Genomic DNA, 14,771 nt, shown 5'->3' with positions numbered 1-14,771 from the left:
GATGTCAATCTGAATGCAGAATAACGGCTATTGATTCATATTTGAAGCTTTAAGATTCCCGTTTTCACGGAATGACGTAAAGTGGAATGGTGTTGTGCTTATGATGGCTATCGGATGGATGGTAATCTGAATACAGAATAAAGGCTAATGATCCATACTTGAAGTTTTAAGATTCCCGTTTTCACGGGAATGACGTAAAGTGGAATGGTGTTGCGCTTATGATAGCCGCGGTGATAAAGGACAGGATGCTCAGCAGTGATACCTTTAATGATAGGCGTTTACCCTAAGAGGAGCTTTTGCTGAAGCGTTCGGATATAATATAATTTACTTTGCGTGCTTTGCGCCTTCACTTCGTGCCCTTTGCGGTTAAATCTGCACTAAAACTTAACGCTCAGTTCAACTACATCGGTACCTTTTTTAGGCAGCACCCAATCCGGACCATCCTGAATCAGTCGTTTCGCTTCCGCATCGGCTTTTTTATTGAGCGATTTAATAACTGTAATGTTTGAAGGCCTTCCGTTGGTTTTTACTTTGAAGCTTAAAATCACAAACTGTTCAGGGCCTTTCGGGTTATACAGTTTATTGTTGTTTTCGAGGTATTGCTGATAGTTAATCGTAGCAACCGGAATCGGTTTGGTAATTTCCTCTGCCGATTTTCCGTTAAGATTCTGTTCTGCACGAAGCGTAATTTTAGGTGCAGGTATATTTTCTTTCTTACGGCCGTTAGATCCGGTAATCAGCGCAATTTCGTTGAGGGTTTTGCCTCCGCTCATGGCTGTCCTGATTGCATTTGGATCTTGCATACCCACCACCGGAATTTCTTTAAAACCAATGGCATTAATTAATAAATCTTTGTCTTTGGCACTGCTATCAGCTGGCAAAGCAAAATATCCCTTGGTATCGGTTGCCGTCAAGTTTTTTGATCCTGCAAGTTTAACTACGGCACCACTAACCGGTTTTCCGTCGCGCTGATCCACTACGTTGCCACTAAAAACAATTTTATCAGATCCATATGATTGTGGAGCTGCTGCTATTACAAGTGGTTCATCAAATTTAGCCTTAACAGAATCAGCTCTGCGTGCGGCGAAATTATTCACTTTAGCTTTACTTAGGCTTGCACGTTCTTCAATAGCTTTGCTTTCAGCAATCTCTCTTTGCACGTTATAATCGGCTGGTATTGTTTTCTTATTGATTGCCAGATCGCTGGTTTTGGCATCGGCAATGGCTTTATCAATTATGGTTGCTTTGGAAACTTTGGCCAAAGTATCTGGCTTAGGGCTAACAGTGGCTACAGCAGTAGTCGTATCGAGGTTTACAATTACACCATTCGATTTACGGGCAGCCGTTTCGGCATTTCTGCGGTTTGTTTCGCGCATAAAGAACAAAATGCTCACCGCAATAAAAGCTACTGTGGCTGTGGCAGCAATGCTGAGCCTTTGCGTGGTAATGCCCCAAAGCTTGCGTTTTACCGGTCTTTCCGAAACCCGGTCGTACAGTTGTTTTTGTAAAATAGAAAGTGTTTGTTTGCGTTTGGGCGATTGTTTTAAGCCTTCTAAAGCTTCTGCAACGAAAGGATCCTCCAAAGCCTGCCTTTCTACAAAGTGCATAGCTTTGGCATCAAGCTTACCATCCAGGTAATCTTCCAGCACATCAATATCTAACCAATCGTTATTCACCGCTATTTTTCTCTATACAAATCTTTAAATTCCGCTTACCGTTTTGGATATAACTTTTTACCTTAAGCATGTCGTAGCCCGTAATATCGGCCACTTCTTTATAGCATTTTTCCTGTAAATAAAATAAATCTACGCTTTTTCGCTGTTCTTCGGGCAAAGTTTCCATACACTTTTCCATAATGGTAAGCTGCGTTTCTTTTGTGTTGTCTATATCCAGATGCACAAACTCGCTGTTTTCCACAAAAGTATCGTCGATAGAAACATTATTTTGCCTGGCCGATTTGCGCAATGCCATTAAGCAATGGTTGCGCGTAAGCACATGGAGCCAGCTTTTAAAATTCTGTACCTCGTGCACTTTCAGTTTGATGACCAGTTCTTCGAAAATCTGCATCACAGCATCCTTGCTTTGCTCTTCATCCTTAAAATAGTTGAGGCAAACCCCGAAAACCAGGTGCATATATTTGTTGTAAAGCGTACCCAATGCATCTAAATTGCCCGTGTTTTTATACTCGGCAATTAGTTTAGCATCATCTTGCTGGTTATTTCCAGCTGTATTTTTTATAAATCTCAAAAAACAGGTAGCTATATCGAATTATCTTTCAAGTATAAAAAATATTTCTGAGTGATAAGACATAAACTAATTTTTTAGGCTAATCTGTTTAAATTATACCTCACGAAAGCTATTTTATTTGATCAGGCCGGAAGGGAATGGAAAATTTAACATTTCTGCTTTGCCGAAACACTTATCTTTGATCACCGATAAAAAATTGGCCGTTGTTTTGCTTAACAGGATTAAACACACACAAAATGAAAAAAATTAACACTTTTTCTACCGCACTGGCTTTACTGCTCTTTGCAGCCTTTAACGCTACTGCCCAGATTAAACTGAGCGATATTTTTAAAAAAGTAACCGAAAAACAAGGTACCACCACCAGTGCCACCGGAACACCCTCAACATTCGAAATAGGACAGGGTATTAAGGAAGCATTGCAAATAGGTATTTCGGCTGGTGCCGACAGGCTTTCGGTTAAAGATGGTTTTTTAGGTAACCTGGCCGTTAAAATTTTAATGCCGCCCGAAGCGCAAAAAGTAGAAAAAACATTACGTGGCATTGGGCTGAACAAGCTGTGTGATAACGTAATTGTTAGCTTAAACCGCGCCGCCGAAGATGCCGCTACAGAAGCCAAACCGATTTTTATTTCGGCCATTAAACAAATGACGCTTACCGATGCTACCAATATTCTTTTGGGCAATAAAGATGCCGCTACCGAATACTTTAAGCGGGTAACTACAGCTCAGCTAATGCAAAAATTTAGCCCGATTGTAACCACCAGCTTAAGTAAGGTAAATGCCACCAAATACTACAGCGATTTAACCACGCAGTACAACAGGCTGCCATTGGTAAAACCGGTTAACACCAACTTAACCGAATACGTTACGCAAAAGGCAATTGATGGATTGTTTATCGAAGTAGCGAAAGAAGAACTGAAAATAAGGGATAATCTGGGTTCAAGAAGCTCTACCTTATTGCAAAAAGTGTTTGGCTACGCCGATAAGAAAAAAAGTTAAGTCTGATTAAAATCATAAAAAGGGGAGATTCAGGTGCTGCAAGGGGCCTGAATCTTTTTGTTTAAAAACAATTTGTAAAATTGTATATGACGAAATTTAACATTCAGCTGGCCTGCGTTTTGATAGCCGGCACGGTACTCACAGGTTGTAGCAATCAACAATCTGCAGATGGTGGTTCGAAGGCGGTTTTAGATACCGTTTCGTTAAGTAGTAAAAACTATGCCCTGGCCTATCAGGATGGCGAAAAGATTGTGGCTACCAGTATCGATACCATGAAGCAGATTTCGTTTGGTGGTGCTACCGATCCGGCCATTTCGCCTGATGGGAATAAACTGGCTTACACTTTAAGCGATTCTGCCGGGCACCGCTCCATTTGGATTGCCGATATGGAGAATAAAAGTCAGGGGCAGCTGGTGGTAAACAACAACAATTATTACCAGGCGGTATGGTCGGCTGATGGCAATACCATTGCTTTTAACATTTTTAACAAACAAAATCTATGGAAAATAGGCATCATTAAAGCCGATAATTCGGGCTATGTGATGCTCGACAGTGCATCTAAAATTAATGTTTATGCCCCAACCTGGAAAAATGAAAAGGAAATTATTGGTCAGGATTTAACCAATTTGTACACTTTTGATCTTTCGGGCAAGGTGATTGATACCAAATTGATTGCGGGTTTAATTGGGAAAGATTTAACGATTGCCAGCAGTAATCGTTTCTTTTATACCAAAGATGGCCAAAAGTTGATTTTCAATGCCGGCAATAATGATGTGCTGGATGGATTAACCGGCCCTGCAGAAGCAGTTTATATTTTGGATTTGGCCAGTAAGAAAATCGAAAGGCTTTCACCCAAGGGTGTAAATGTACCTTACGTTTTTGTAACTGCCGACGACAGGATCTTTTATAGTGGTATGGAAAAACCCTTTACCCAATCGAAAATTTATGTTAGCGATTTAAGCAGAAACAGTAAAATTGTGGTAGATAAGGGTAATAATCCAACCGGGGCTTTAAAATAACAATATGGCTAAAAAGGTGAAAATAGTAATCGTTGGGATTGGCGGCGTTGGCGGCTATTTCGGCGGCTTGCTGGCTAAAAAATACGCCGGAAATGAAGCTGTTGAAATCGTTTTTATCGCCCGGGGCGAACACTTAAATGCGATTAATGCCAGTGGCTTAAAGGTGGTAAGGGGCGATGAAACTTTTATTGCAAGCCCCAATCTGGCAACCGATCGTTTTGATGAAGCAGGCATAGCCGATTACATTATCATTTGTACCAAAAGCTATGGTTTAAACCAAACGCTCGACAGTTTAAAACCTTGCATTGCCCCGCATACTGTGCTGTTACCTTTGTTAAACGGTGTGGATGCCTATGATATCATTAACCGGCGTTTCCCCGAAAATACGGTGTTAAAAGGTTGTGCTTTTATCATTTCGCGACTGAAAAGTGCAGGTGTAATTGAAAACTCTGGTGCGATACAGAAAATATCTTTCGGATTAGACGCGCTTTTAACCCCAGCGGTATTATTGCTTAACGAAATATGCCGGGATGCCGGAATTGAGGTAAACTGTACTGATAAAATCTCCACTGCGGTTTGGGAGAAATTTATTTTTATATCGCCAACCGCCACGGCTACCTCTTTTTACAATAAAACGATTGGCGAGGTACTCTTGCACCATAGTCGTGAAGTTAAGCTGCTGATTGCTGAAATAAAAAGCCTGGCTTTGGCCAAAGGAATTGCCCTCGGAGACGATATTGAAGAGAAGACCTTTAATACCATGAAATCGATGAAATATGAGGTCACTTCTTCCATGCACAGGGATTATCTGGCACAGAAACCTGAGACTGAAGTCGAATCCTTAACGGGTTACATTGTGCACGAAGCGGCCAAATATGGTTTGGAAACACCAGCTTACACGCATTTTTATGCGGGCCTGGTGGTGAGATGATTTTTATTTGAGGATTAAAAATCCTCAGCTCATAAGGTCAGGAAAACATTTCCTGACCAACAAAACGGCCAAATATGGTTTGGAAACACCAGCTTACACGCATTTTTATGCGGGCCTGGTGGTGAGATGATTTTTGTTTGAGAATTAAAAATCCTCGGCTCACGAGGTCAGGAAAACATTTTCTGATCAACTAGTGCCGCCTGACCAACGTAATGCTTCATTTTCAAAGCATTATGTTTTTCTGAAAAAAAATGAAGAAAATTTAAAGTAATATTGGGTTTCATCCGTTTACTGGTTTACAAAAGATAAATAGTGCCAAAAAACGAACCTCAAAATATCATTTCTACAGTTGCCAGTTACGGTAAACGCCTCTTTAGTTTCATCCGTGGGCGGGTGAATACCGACGAGGATGCAGAAGATATTTTGCAGGATGTTTGGTTTCAGTTAAGTAACCAGCCCGAGGCAGGTGCCATCGAACAGATTAGTGGCTGGTTGTATCGTGTAGCCCGGAATAAAATAACCGATAAGTACCGTAAACAGAAAGAAGAACGGCTGGAAGATTTTACTTTTGAAGGGGAAGATGGCGAAATCAGTTTTAGGGATATATTACTGGCCGAATCCTATTCGCCCGAAGAAGAAAGTTTAAAAAAACTCTTTTGGGATCAGCTTTTTTTAGCGCTCGATGAGTTGCCCGAAAACCAGCGATACGTATTTGTTCAGAATGAGCTCGAGGAACGTACCTTTCAGGAGCTTGCCGATGAAACCGGCGAAAACATCAAAACTTTAATATCAAGAAAAGGTTATGCGGTAAAGCATTTACGCAACCGTTTACAAAATTTATATCAGGAATTTATCAATTATTAAATTTGCAGGAGATGAGAAATAGAAAGTTTAGTAAAGGCAAGAAATTCATTTTCTTTTTACCCGTGGTAGCATTAATTGCCACCGCTTTGGGTTTCGTGGTAATGTACTTGTGGAACTGGATTTTACCTGAAGTAGCCCATGCCGGGCGACTTAATTTCTGGCAGGCCATTGGGCTGCTCGTGCTATGCCGGATATTGTTCGGTAATTTTAATAAAGGTGGCGGCGGCAGTGGTTTCCGCGAAAAAGCATACAACATGCGCGCAAAATGGCACAGCATGAACGAGGAAGAAAGAGCAAAGTTTAAAGAAGAATATAAAAGACGTTGTGGTGGCTGGGGCCGCCATGATCAGCGATAAAGAAGAATTGGAAGCCAGCTTAGCTGGCTTTTTTTGTTTATAGTAGATCGTCATTGCGAGGTACGAAGCAATCTTACTACTATAGGTGGGAAAAAGCATTACTCAGTTTCAACTAGCGATCGTTGTAAGATTGCTTTCCCGATTAAGCGGGACAGGCTGTCGTTCCTCCTCGAAATGACAATTCTTCTATGGGGGCTGTCACCCTGAGCCTGTCGAAGGTCTTTCGGTGCTCCATAGCTGAGTATGTAAAAGTCAGCCTCTCCAAGATCGTCATTGCAAGGTACGAAGCCTGCCTGCTAAGTAGCGATTGTTGTAAGATTGCTTCGTCGTTCCTCCTCGCAATGACGATTCTTCTATAAGGTCTGTCATCCTGAGCCTGTCGAAGGACTTTAGATACCCCATGGTTGAGTAACTAAAAATCAGCTGCTAACAACTAAACCATCCATATTCTCTGGTTAGGCCCCCCTCAAAAAATATTTTCAAAAAAATTAAAGTAAAATCTTTTCTCTGCCGTCTACCTAATCAAACAAGGAAATTAACCATGAAAAAAATATTAAAAGCCATAGGATTCGGAATTGTACTGGGTGCAGCCGTATTCTTCGTTCCATTCATATTCAAATTTATTTTAATTGCCATGCTCATCGGAATGGTGTTCAGGATTTTTGCCTACAACCGCCGCAGGCACTTTGCTCAGCGCTTTAATGGGTACTATCCCAATCACTTTGAACAGATTACCCCAATTGATGGTCAGTGGTACCGCCCAAACGTTCAGGGTAATGGAGTAGCAAACAGTATAAACATCAATTAATTTAGCCATGAGAGCATTTAGAATCTTTTTAGCCTTAGCAGCAGCCGGAGCAACTTTTTACAGCTTAAACGTATTGGCCGTTCAGAACGGATACCGCGACCGGCTGGACTTTAGAAACAGGCATTATCACGAGCACGATTGCAAGCCTGAACAGAAAAGCCATGCTTTTAACCACCACAGTAACAATACAGCAGGTGCTTTTGATTTTAAACCAGAAGCCCCTCAACACATCATCCCCGTAAAATAAACTGATATGTCGCGCGTACTTTTTTTATCCAATCCATACGACAGTTCTGCAAGTCCGATTTTAGGCCTTGCCAACGAACTGATCAGCAAAGGGCAGGAAGTTACATTCTTCAGCTCAGATGAGTTTCAGGAGCCTGTTGAAGGCATAGGTGCTGATTTTAAACCTTACAATGCAGACCTGGATATTTTTCAGCAAAAGAAAAGCGACGAATCTAAATCGGGTCTGATTAGTGCATTGCTCGAACCGATGAAATTTATCGATGATATTGTAGGACAGATCAGGGGGCTAAAGTTCGATTATGCCGTATTTTCTCCTGCCTACCCTTATGCCAATATCATTACCCAACTATTGGGAATACCTAAAACACAGTTTGGTGTTACCAGTTAAAATGCAGGCAACAGGGCTTGCGAATTAATAATTACAAACCATTAAATTTTAAAAACATGTACAACGAACATAGCTGCCATACAGGCAAAATGCATCACGGTTGCGGCCACAGGGGCGGCAGATTTGGCCATCACTTTGGTGGTCGTTTTAAACAGGGATACGAAATGTTTAACCGCGGTTTCAGGCGCGTGCCCGTAAATATCGAGGAAACAGAAAATAGTTTCATTATTCATCTCTTTGCGCCCGCATTGGTTAAAGAAAACCTGAAAGTGGTAACCAAAGATGATATTTTAACCATTTCATACCAACCGGCCGAAGAAGGGCCAACTGAAAAATTTAGTCGCAGGGAGTACAGCAATGGAGCTTTTGAAAGGGCTTTTGCTTTAAACGGAAAAGTACTTAACGAGCAGATTGCTGCAGCTTATGCAGATGGAATCTTAAAGGTAACCTTACCTAAAAACCCCGAAACCAACACACCAGAGAAAGATATCCTGGTGGACTAAGTTTTGTCTATTATAATTTCACTAATGCTCCGGTTACGATCGGGGCATTTTTTGTTTAAAGGCTTTTGTGGCTGTACAACTTATAGGAGTGTTACTTTGAAAGCTTCCTGCCGTGGGTGGGAAGCTTTCAAAGTATGTTTGATTTGGTGCTGCGCATAGCAGGAAGCTTTCAAAGTGGTTTTGATCTCCTGTTACTGTGGGCAGCAGGTTTTCAAAGATTTGGAAGCCGGAAAAGGATTTCAGGGCTGAAGTATGCAGGTTAAAATGGCCAATCCTGTATTGATATTGAAATGCGTTTGCTATTCGCCTTAATTTGAGGTACTTTTGCTAAAAGACAAAAACAAACAGATTGAATTTTAACGACTTTAATTTTAACCCCGATTTATACGAAGGCTTAATGGCCATGGGGTATAAAAGCGCTACTCCGATACAAGAACAAGCCATTCCGGTAATTTTAGATAATCACGATCTGATTGCATGCGCCCAAACGGGTACAGGAAAAACGGCCAGCTACCTTTTACCGGTAATGGATAAAATTAGCCGGGCTGCCGACAGGCATAACAATACTTTGATTTTGGCACCAACCCGAGAGCTTGCCCAGCAAATCGATTTGCAGGTAGAAGCATTGGCTTATTTTACCAATATCAGTTCATTAGCCGTTTACGGCGGGGGCGATGGTATTGCCTACGAACAGCAAAAACGTTCGATGCGCGAAGGTGTGGATATTATTATTGCTACGCCAGGCCGCTTAATGGCGCACTTATCGTCAGGTGTATTGAAGCTGGAGCACTTGCAGCATTTAATTCTGGATGAAGCCGACAGGATGCTGGATATGGGTTTTTACGATGATATCATCCGGATTATCAGTTACCTGCCTAAAAAAAGACAAACGCTTTTGTTTTCGGCTACCATGGCACCGAAAATCAGGAATATGGCCGGCAAAATTTTGCACGAGCCTAAACAGATTACCATCTCGATTGCTAAACCTGCCGAGGGGATCGATCAGCAAGCCTATAATATCCACGATCAGCAAAAACAAGCCTTATTAACCGAGATTTTTAAGGACGAAAAATATAAAAGCAGTATTATTTTTGCTTCAACCAAAGAGAAAGTAAAAGCCCTGTATAAAGCTTTTAAAGGACTGGGGATTAAAGCTGAGGCCTTTCACTCAGATTTAGGGCAGAAAGAACGTGAAGACATCTTGCTGGCCTTTAAAAACAGAAGATTGCCGATACTGATTGGTACCGACGTATTATCACGTGGTATCGATGTAGAAGGAATAGATCTGGTTATCAATTACGATGTTCCGGGCGACCCGGCAGACTATGTACACCGGATTGGCCGTACAGCGAGGGCTGCTACAAAAGGAACCGCCATTACCCTGGTTAACGGGAGGGATAAACGCAAATTCGACAACATCGAGAAACTGATTGAAAAGCAGGTGCCCCGTATACCTTTGCCCGAGCATATTGCCACTATGGAAATTACTCACGTGGAAGAAAAACGCCCTCAGCATAAAGGCAATGGTAAGAAACGGGTTTGGCATAAAAAGAAACCAAAACCTAAACCAACAAGCTAACAGTAATTGCCTTTTAAGGATATTATACTAAAGAAATGATTTGAATTTTGAACGATGGAATGTTTTTTGGCACGACACCTATTCTCTCATTCAAAACGGCGCTTTAACAGCCACAGATTCACAGATTTTTTAATCTGGAAATCTGTGGCTTTTTTGTAACCTGTTTACACCAAAGCCCATTTTTAATGGTCTTGCTGTCCTTGAAAAAAGCCAGCTGATTTTTGTTGTTTATTTAACAATATGGTGATATTCATTTTCGGTTTTCACAACGATAAAGAGTAAATTAGCTTTATAAAAACAGAATCAAAATGGACGCAAAAATTGGAATAACCCCAGAACATAGACAAGCAGTTTCAGAACAATTGGCTAAATTATTGGCCGACGAATATGTTCTGTATACCAAAACCCGTAATGCACACTGGAATGTAGAAGGTATCGACTTCCTGGCTAAGCATAAATTTTTCGAAGAGCAATATAACCAACTGGATGAATTTATCGACAGCGTTGCTGAGCGTATCCGTAAAATTGGTCACTATGCACCTGCAACCCTGAAAAACTTTTTGGCACTAACACACTTAACTGAATACAGCGAGCGCCACAACGATAGTTTGGGTTACATTAAAGATTTATTGGCCGACCATGAAACGGTAATCGAATTTATCAGAGGTAACATTAACCCGATTGCCAATGATTATGGTGATGCCGGAACCAGCGATTTCATTACCGGACTTATGGAAACCCACGAAGAAATGGCCTGGTTTTTAAGAGCGCATTTAAAGTAGTTTATCATATCATTTTTTAAACGCCAATAGGATAAAATCTTATTGGCGTTTTTGTTTTATGGCTATATTTACAGCACCCCATGGCAAATTTTATTATTATCGGTCTGTGTATACTGGCAGGCATCCTTTTCAGGAAAAGCAAAACCCTACCCAAAGATGCGCACAAAGGCATTAATGCCTGGATTATTTACATTGCCTTGCCTGCGGCTTCATTTAAATATTTGCCGCACATTGTTTGGACAAAAGACCTGCTTTTTCCGGTGCTGGCACCAGTTTGTGTCTGGCTGTTCGGCTGGTTATTTGTAACGGTATACAGCAGGAGCCAAAAATTAAGCAGGGCAACAACTGGCGGCTTAAAATTAACCAGTTCTTTAAGCAATACTTCGTTTTTGGGCTTCCCTTTAATTGCAGCCTATTTTACTGAAAAAGATCAGGCTATCGCCATTATCTGCGATCAGGCCACCTTTATGCTCTTATCAACCATCGGTATTGTTGTGGCCATCCGTTCGTCGCAGAACCAAAAACTGAGTGCGCAGCTGGTGCTTAGAAAGGTACTTACTTTTCCGCCGCTTATTGGCTGCATTTTGGCATTAACGGTTCCGCATTTTATCAATATTATTCCGTTCGAACCGCTTTTCGAAAAACTAGCGGGAACGGTGGGGCCGTTGGCCTTGTTTTCGATTGGTTTGCAACTTAAGTTTGGTGGCTGGTTTGGCGAACTGAAGCACATCAGCGCTGCTTTAATGTATAAACTAATACTGGCCCCTCTAGCTGTTTTGGTCATAGCTGTGCTACTGGGTTTAAGCGGTACAATTGCGCAGATAACCATTTTTGAAATGGCCATGCCCACCCTGGTAACGGCCGGGGTAGTAGCCGATCAGTATAACCTGAACCCTAAACTGTCTAATTTGGTGGTAGGTGTCGGGATTGTGCTGTGTTTCGTTACCACGGGTTTATGGTGGTTGGTGTTGACTTATTCGGGTTTGGTTTAACTGTAAATAATTTAGCCAAGGAGGCACGGATTTTCACGGAATATTTTAATCTTTCTGTAGTTTAAATTATTGCTCTGTGGCGCTCTGTGCATAGCTCTGTGACCTCTGTGGTAAAATTTAATAGAGAAAGTGGATTGCTCGGCTGCGCTTGAAATGACGATTACCATGGTAAGTCGGGGGCATTCGCCGAACGCTCTACACTTAGCGCCCTTCGCGAAAAACTCTCCGTTCTTTGCGGTTAAATCCAATAAAAAAGCCGCAAAATTTCTTCTGCGGCTCCCCATCATTTAAACTTGTTTACAAGCCTAATTTCTTTGCAATAGCAGATGGAATACCTGCTTTGTTCAATAAAAAGGCTGTAGTTTTATATTTTACGTAGTTTTTGGTTACGTATAAATAACCTTTGTAATCGTTGGTAACACCCCATGAGTTTTTAACGATATAGTACTCTTTTCCATTCTGATCTTTCGATACGCCAACAATGTGCATGCCGTGGTCGTCGGTAGTCTGGTAGTTATCAAAAGCAGCCTGACGGTTTTCCTGTGTAATTTCCATTTCTGCCTGCGGACCATTAAACATATCGGCTTTCTCTTTTACCGTCATATCGTTAAATGGTGTTTGAGGAACGAAAGCAACACCGTTTTTATAACTGAAAGATTTCTCGCTTACATCAGTTGCCCAGGCCACAGTATAACCGTTTTTCAAAGCGTTGTCGATAATGTCGGTAATCTCGTTTACTTTAACGTTGTAAACCTGATCAAACGACCAGTTATCGGGAACCAATAAAGTGAATTTGCTGTAGAAAGGATGATCGTTGAAAGAAGATAGCTCAACATAATTATCAGGATTGATACCTACTACTTCGTTTGCGAAAGTTTTAGGAGTATATTTTTTGCCATTGTAAGTAAAGTTCTCCGGAACAGCACCTAAATAGGCATCGATTACACCTGTATAAGCTTTTAACCAGTTCGGTGTTAATTCGCCATTCGAATTTTTAACCACAGCTTCTAAAACACCTTTTTCAATGTCGCCAAGCTCAGCAGTTTTATTGGTTTTTGTACCATAGTTTAAGCCTGTGTACACTTCCTGTGGCACTGCACCATATTTTCTGTACATGTTGATTACATCGTGCAATGCACCACCGTCGCCTAATGAAACCGCACCATGCATACGCACATAGTTGATTCCTTTTTCTACATAAGCATTACGGGCCGTGAAAATCTGCGATAACTGAACAGGTTGTTTACCTGCTTTGATCATTTCCGACTCCAGGAAAGAGTTGGTAGAGTAGCTCCAGCAAGTTCCTGATGAACCCTGGTTTTGAACCGGCGTGTTGGCCAGATTAATCACATCAGTAAATTTAAAAGAGGCTTTACTGTTTTCGCTTTGGTTGTTTTTTAAAGAATTAACGAGATTGTCCTGACCATAGGTTACTAAAGTAGATAACGACAAAGCCAGACCAATCACACTGATTTTGGTGTAGTTGATCATTTTTTTATGAATAATTAATAAAATTGAGCGAATGTAAAAATACTTGCTGATTTAGCATCAGAAAGTTTGTGATAAACCGATAAAAACAGTCATTTAAATGCAACAATGTTGAGTTAGCATTCGGGTAAGCTGATCGGAATATTTGTTGCAAGGCCTCCATCGGAAGTTTCTTTGTACTTCGCATTCATATCCAGGGCTGTTTCCCACATGGTATTTACCACAGCATCTAAGCTCACTTTTGCCTTATCCGGATTACTTTGTAAGGCCAGCTGACTTGCTGTAATGGCTTTTATGGCTCCCATGGTATTTCTTTCAATGCAGGGGATTTGAACCAAACCGCCAATAGGATCGCAGGTTAAGCCCAGGTGATGTTCCATGGCGATTTCGGCAGCCATTAATACCTGTCTTTGTGAGCCTCCAAGGCATTCGGTGAGCGCAGCTGCAGCCATGGCTGATGAAACGCCAATTTCGGCCTGGCAACCACCCATAGCGGCTGATATGGTAGCACCTTTTTTGAAAATACTGCCTATTTCTGAAGCGCAGGAAATAAACTGAATGATTTTGTCTTCGGTATAGCCATTGCAGAAGGTAATGAAATATTGGAGTACTGCTGGTATTACCCCAGCAGCGCCATTAGTTGGTGCGGTAACCACGCGGCCAAATGAAGCATTTTCTTCATTAACGGCCAGAGCAAAGCAACTTACCCAGTCTAAAATATAATTGAAACCATTTCCGCCGTTTCTAATCGCCTCCACCCAGGTATCGTAATTGGTATATTCGTTTTGGCCGATCAGTCTTTTGTTGAGCGGGAAAGCACGACGGGCAACTTCTAAACCTCCGGGTAAAAAACCGGTAGTGTGGCAGCCACGGTAAATGCAATCGCGCATAACAGCGAAATGTTGTAAAATGCCTTTTTTCGTTTCTGCCTCAGGTCGCCAGGCCAGCTCATTTTCCAATACAATTTCGCTTACTTTTAAGCCGGTCGACAGGCACCAGTGTAAAAGATCTTTGGCTTTCTCGACCGGAAAAGGCAAATCTACCTGTGGTTTTTTGCTGTTGTCTTCACCCTCTTTTACCACGAAACCGCCACCAATAGAATAGTAGGTTTCTGAAAAAGCTTTTCGATTGCTTAAAAAAGCCTGAAAAGTAACGGCGTTAGGGTGGAAGGGCAGGCTTTCGGAGAACAGGAAAAGCAAATCGTCGGTGTAATCGAAATCGATAACAAGTTGATTGGCCAGGTTCAGTTTTTTGTCTTTTTGGATGGCTTCGAAAGTAGGTGTTACTGCATCTACATCAAAAGTTACCGGATCGGCACCTGTTAAGCCTAATAAAATGGCAACATCAGTTCCGTGTCCCTTACCTGTTTTAGCAAGCGAGCCATACAACAATATTTTTATACCTTCTACGGTATCAATCGGGTGGTTTTGTGCCAGCGAAGCGGTAAACTGCTGTGCTGCCCTCCATGGACCTAAAGTATGCGAGCTGGACGGGCCGATGCCTATTTTAAAAATATCGAAAACTGAAATCTGTTCCTTAATCATCACGAAAGTTAGTTATGCAAAGCTAT

At 41.6% G+C, this 14,771-nt stretch carries 16 protein-coding genes; 12 read left to right on the top strand and 4 right to left on the bottom strand.

Annotated features, from left to right (window positions below; genetic code table 11):
- Positions 1–377: 377 nt before the first annotated feature.
- Positions 378–1,676, bottom strand: coding sequence for a carboxypeptidase-like regulatory domain-containing protein (locus HWV58_RS13965; RefSeq protein WP_175634695.1), 1,299 nt, complete (start codon positions 1,674–1,676; stop codon positions 378–380).
- Positions 1,669–2,247 carry an RNA polymerase sigma factor gene (locus HWV58_RS13960; protein WP_175634694.1) on the bottom strand — a complete coding sequence of 193 codons (579 nt, stop codon included), beginning with the start codon at positions 2,245–2,247 and terminating at the stop codon, positions 1,669–1,671. Before HWV58_RS13960 ends, HWV58_RS13965 begins: the two co-directional genes overlap by 8 nt.
- A 236-nt stretch (positions 2,248–2,483) precedes the next feature.
- Between HWV58_RS13960 and HWV58_RS13955 the strand changes: the two genes are divergently transcribed.
- From HWV58_RS13955 to HWV58_RS13900, 12 genes are all read left to right on the top strand, one after another.
- Positions 2,484–3,245 (top strand): DUF4197 domain-containing protein, encoded by a 762-nt coding sequence (locus HWV58_RS13955; RefSeq protein ID WP_175634693.1) that lies wholly within the window; start codon positions 2,484–2,486, stop codon positions 3,243–3,245.
- An 86-nt stretch (positions 3,246–3,331) separates the two neighbouring features.
- Positions 3,332–4,264 (top strand): TolB-like translocation protein, encoded by a 933-nt coding sequence (locus HWV58_RS13950; RefSeq protein WP_175634692.1) that lies wholly within the window; start codon positions 3,332–3,334, stop codon positions 4,262–4,264.
- Between the two features lie 16 nt (positions 4,265–4,280).
- Entirely contained in the window at positions 4,281–5,195 is a 915-nt protein-coding gene (locus HWV58_RS13945; protein ID WP_175634691.1) for a ketopantoate reductase family protein, read from the top strand.
- A gap of 312 nt (positions 5,196–5,507) precedes the next feature.
- On the top strand, positions 5,508–6,059 hold the full coding sequence (locus HWV58_RS13940; RefSeq protein ID WP_175634690.1) for an RNA polymerase sigma factor: 552 nt from the start codon (positions 5,508–5,510) through the stop codon (positions 6,057–6,059).
- 11 nt (positions 6,060–6,070) lie between these two features.
- Positions 6,071–6,415, top strand: a complete 345-nt coding sequence (locus HWV58_RS13935; protein WP_217707005.1) for a hypothetical protein — start codon at positions 6,071–6,073, stop codon at positions 6,413–6,415.
- A 541-nt stretch (positions 6,416–6,956) separates the two neighbouring features.
- Entirely contained in the window at positions 6,957–7,223 is a 267-nt protein-coding gene (locus HWV58_RS13930) for a hypothetical protein (RefSeq protein ID WP_175634689.1), read from the top strand.
- A 7-nt stretch (positions 7,224–7,230) separates the two neighbouring features.
- Entirely contained in the window at positions 7,231–7,470 is a 240-nt protein-coding gene (locus HWV58_RS13925) for a hypothetical protein (RefSeq protein WP_175634688.1), read from the top strand.
- A gap of 6 nt (positions 7,471–7,476) precedes the next feature.
- Positions 7,477–7,857, top strand: coding sequence for a glycosyltransferase (locus tag HWV58_RS13920; RefSeq protein ID WP_175634687.1), 381 nt, complete (start codon positions 7,477–7,479; stop codon positions 7,855–7,857).
- Positions 7,858–7,913: 56 nt separating this feature from the next.
- A complete protein-coding gene (locus HWV58_RS13915; RefSeq protein WP_175634686.1) occupies positions 7,914–8,360 on the top strand; it encodes an Hsp20/alpha crystallin family protein in 447 nt (148 codons plus the stop codon).
- A 349-nt stretch (positions 8,361–8,709) separates the two neighbouring features.
- Positions 8,710–9,939 carry a DEAD/DEAH box helicase gene (locus tag HWV58_RS13910; protein ID WP_175634685.1) on the top strand — a complete coding sequence of 410 codons (1,230 nt, stop codon included), beginning with the start codon at positions 8,710–8,712 and terminating at the stop codon, positions 9,937–9,939.
- A gap of 308 nt (positions 9,940–10,247) precedes the next feature.
- Positions 10,248–10,721, top strand: a complete 474-nt coding sequence (locus tag HWV58_RS13905) for a Dps family protein (protein WP_175634684.1) — start codon at positions 10,248–10,250, stop codon at positions 10,719–10,721.
- An 80-nt stretch (positions 10,722–10,801) separates the two neighbouring features.
- Positions 10,802–11,713 (top strand): AEC family transporter, encoded by a 912-nt coding sequence (locus tag HWV58_RS13900; protein ID WP_175634683.1) that lies wholly within the window; start codon positions 10,802–10,804, stop codon positions 11,711–11,713.
- 297 nt (positions 11,714–12,010) lie between these two features.
- On the opposite strand, the gene HWV58_RS13895 is transcribed toward HWV58_RS13900, so the two are convergent.
- Both HWV58_RS13895 and HWV58_RS13890 read right to left on the bottom strand, forming a co-directional pair.
- The gene (locus tag HWV58_RS13895; RefSeq protein WP_175634682.1) at positions 12,011–13,204 is read right to left on the bottom strand and encodes a C1 family peptidase; all 1,194 of its coding nucleotides are present in this window, start codon (positions 13,202–13,204) and stop codon (positions 12,011–12,013) included.
- Positions 13,205–13,317: 113 nt separating this feature from the next.
- Positions 13,318–14,745: an L-serine ammonia-lyase gene (locus HWV58_RS13890; protein WP_175634681.1), complete on the bottom strand. Its 1,428-nt coding sequence runs from the start codon at positions 14,743–14,745 to the stop codon at positions 13,318–13,320.
- Positions 14,746–14,771 lie beyond the last annotated feature (26 nt).

It is taken from the genome of Pedobacter ghigonis (assembly GCF_903166585.1).
GTDB lineage: Bacteria > Bacteroidota > Bacteroidia > Sphingobacteriales > Sphingobacteriaceae > Pedobacter > Pedobacter ghigonis.
The sequence above is the reverse complement of the archived record's forward strand: the minus strand, read 5'-3'. Positions and strand labels throughout refer to the sequence as shown.

Bases quoted from the DNA above. Each gene is read 5' to 3' on its own strand.
- HWV58_RS13955 (WP_175634693.1), top strand. From the start codon at position 2,484: ATGAAAAAAATTAACACTTTTTCTACCGCACTGGCTTTACTGCTCTTT.
- HWV58_RS13950 (WP_175634692.1), top strand. From the start codon at position 3,332: ATGACGAAATTTAACATTCAGCTGGCCTGCGTTTTGATAGCCGGCACG.
- HWV58_RS13935 (WP_217707005.1), top strand. From the start codon at position 6,071: ATGAGAAATAGAAAGTTTAGTAAAGGCAAGAAATTCATTTTCTTTTTA.
- HWV58_RS13930 (WP_175634689.1), top strand. From the start codon at position 6,957: ATGAAAAAAATATTAAAAGCCATAGGATTCGGAATTGTACTGGGTGCA.
- HWV58_RS13925 (WP_175634688.1), top strand. From the start codon at position 7,231: ATGAGAGCATTTAGAATCTTTTTAGCCTTAGCAGCAGCCGGAGCAACT.
- HWV58_RS13920 (WP_175634687.1), top strand. From the start codon at position 7,477: ATGTCGCGCGTACTTTTTTTATCCAATCCATACGACAGTTCTGCAAGT.
- HWV58_RS13915 (WP_175634686.1), top strand. From the start codon at position 7,914: ATGTACAACGAACATAGCTGCCATACAGGCAAAATGCATCACGGTTGC.
- HWV58_RS13905 (WP_175634684.1), top strand. From the start codon at position 10,248: ATGGACGCAAAAATTGGAATAACCCCAGAACATAGACAAGCAGTTTCA.
- HWV58_RS13900 (WP_175634683.1), top strand. From the start codon at position 10,802: ATGGCAAATTTTATTATTATCGGTCTGTGTATACTGGCAGGCATCCTT.
- HWV58_RS13895 (WP_175634682.1), bottom strand. From the start codon at position 13,204: ATGATCAACTACACCAAAATCAGTGTGATTGGTCTGGCTTTGTCGTTA.
- HWV58_RS13890 (WP_175634681.1), bottom strand. From the start codon at position 14,745: ATGATTAAGGAACAGATTTCAGTTTTCGATATTTTTAAAATAGGCATC.